The 2241-nt window shown below is 37.4% G+C and carries 3 protein-coding genes; 1 reads left to right on the forward strand and 2 read right to left on the reverse strand.

What is annotated here, in order from left to right; translation table 11 throughout:
• On the forward strand, positions 1-88 hold an 88-nt coding region (locus EH243_RS18415; RefSeq protein ID WP_164549166.1), incomplete at its 5' end, for an integrase core domain-containing protein.
• Positions 89-337: 249 nt separating this feature from the next.
• Here the strand turns inward: EH243_RS18415 and EH243_RS18420 are convergent.
• Both EH243_RS18420 and EH243_RS18425 read right to left on the reverse strand, forming a co-directional pair.
• Positions 338-1072 carry a hypothetical protein gene (locus EH243_RS18420; protein ID WP_126160122.1) on the reverse strand — a complete coding sequence of 245 codons (735 nt, stop codon included), beginning with the start codon at positions 1070-1072 and terminating at the stop codon, positions 338-340.
• Between the two features lie 116 nt (positions 1073-1188).
• Positions 1189-1566 (reverse strand): hypothetical protein, encoded by a 378-nt coding sequence (locus tag EH243_RS18425; protein ID WP_126160123.1) that lies wholly within the window; start codon positions 1564-1566, stop codon positions 1189-1191.
• Between the last annotated feature and the right edge of the window lie 675 nt (positions 1567-2241).

Consider the following 2241-nt stretch of genomic DNA (forward strand, 5'->3'; position numbering starts at 1 on the left):
AGACTATGCAACAAGCTGGTTATGGTTTTACAATCATGAGCGACCCCATAAAGCCAACGGTGGTAAACCACCGCTGATGGTCGCTTAACTTCTACTTTTAGCGCCTATTAAAAAGGGGAGGATTACCCTACCAAGACCGTACTCTCGTGAGAACCTGCAAATAAATGGAGAGTTTCAGCTTAAATGACCAGCCAAGCTCTTTGATAGCTAGACAGACAAAAGGCCGCAAATGCCGACTTAAATACTGATTTTGACTACACCTCAGGAAGTGTTCGTCTGGTGATACAGCTAACGCTAAGCTAAAGCGCCGCGATAGCGATCGCATTTGAGCGTTTTATTATGTGTTTTGACGTGCTGTATATTCACGATTGATAGCCTCCACATATTTTTCAAATCCTTCAACTACAAATTTCAAGCTACCGTTTTCAAAAATTATAAACTTACCAGTCCTTTTTTGATTGCCGTTAGTATACTTGTCCTGTGCTACGGTAGTTTTCAATCCGTCGTGGTGAAAAAAGCTAGGGTTTGCTTCAATTAATTTGGCAATTAATTTTATTTCATTTTCTCCCTTAAAAACACGACCATTATTATTAACACAATTATTCCTAAGTATACGGAATTGGTCTAGCAGATCCCACTCTTGCATGTGCGAAAGTTTAGGAAAGTTATTCTTTATATAATTGTGAACTTTTACGATTCCGCTTCCAGCGTAGTTATCAAATTTCTTGCCGCCTAACTTTTCCTGATAACTTCGACAAAGGGCTTGAAGTTCAACTTCATAAACACCATAAATAGTTTGAAATACTGAACGACGGATAAGGCTAGGGAAATAGTCTGTGAATATATCATCAAGTATAACATCCTGATCAGTCAGCCCACAATAATACTCAAGATATTGATAAATTCCTTCTTCAGCAGAAATTTCTATTTCTATGATCTCCGTCCCATTTTCAACAAACTTTTTTATTTCCTGATCTATTGTTTCCTCAGCCTGCATTACTAGCGAGCGCATAAGCTGGTCAGTAAACTTAAGATAGGATACATATGGGATGTTTTTTAATTTAAATGCCATTTCTTTCCTTTTATTACGGTAAAGCTCCACATATAACGCTTTACTAAACGAAAAAGAGCCGTTGGATATAATCGCGAAGCGATAATCAACAGTTATTTTTTCGTTTAAGCAGCTTGTTAGCCTTTCTTTTGTTTTCGTATCAAGAAAAAAAGAGCATCATTACGAACACTCTCAAGGCCAATACGAGCACCTTTTCTTTGTTGAGGACTCCATGCTTCACCTTCTTCCCAAAATCTACTTTTTAAGGAAAACCTACTTGATAAATTTTGATCAAACTGCCTAGTTAGATTTGCAACCCGATCCCATTTATAGGCTAATTCAAGCTGTGTTCCCTTAGGACTATCCGTGGGTACTGCATAATATGTAACAGTCGAAAAATAGGCATCACTTAAAGCATCGAGAGTTTCGTTGACTCTATCATACTCTTTTTCTTTACGTGCCTCTAAAACAGGTAATAAGGAAACGACACAACCTAATAATACTTCCCAACTCATGATAATACTCCGTAAAATCTAACAGCTAAGTATAGTGCGCTTTGGCGCTATACCCTTCAGGCACCATAATTTTGGACGTTTTCTACACCAAAAAAAAAATTTATTAAATATATCAACAGGTTAATTGCATTAAAAAAAGAAATTTACAGAATAATAGTGCCGTTCGAGACTGCATCCCTGCCATAAATGTAGCTAAATCATAATATCCATACGCATTTAAATCAAAGTGTTAGTTACATATTTTCAGTATCCAAGGGAAAGGAGGCCCCTTGAACAAGACAATGAACATATCACTATGATGCATCACGGCCCTTGTGCTACCTGTGAGCTACTCAGCATTTACATCATCAAGTTTTTGTGCGCATCTGAACAATCCATAACCCATTCAAGTGGATTAGTTGACTTCTAACGTATTAACCCCTTGCCGTTTATGTCATCTGATCAAGTCTAAACACATCGGATTAAGAAAATAGCATCTGCTTTTGCAACATCAATTTCTTTACACACATTAACACTCAGCCGCCTTTAGTACATAAGCCTGATAGTTTTGAAGTGGTTATAGTTTCCCGGACACACAGATGTGGGTAATATCCCCACTAATAGAGGTGTGTTCGAATGAATCAAAAGAAAGCCAATACTTATACTGCTGAATTTAAAGAGTCAGCCATCAAACTG

The organism is Amphritea opalescens (assembly GCF_003957515.1).
GTDB lineage: Bacteria > Pseudomonadota > Gammaproteobacteria > Pseudomonadales > Balneatricaceae > Amphritea > Amphritea opalescens.

What these genes read in the sequence shown, in the direction of transcription:
- EH243_RS18420 (WP_126160122.1), bottom strand. Translation starts at nt 1,072, where the DNA reads ATGGCATTTAAATTAAAAAACATCCCATATGTATCCTATCTTAAGTTT.
- EH243_RS18425 (WP_126160123.1), bottom strand. Translation starts at nt 1,566, where the DNA reads ATGAGTTGGGAAGTATTATTAGGTTGTGTCGTTTCCTTATTACCTGTT.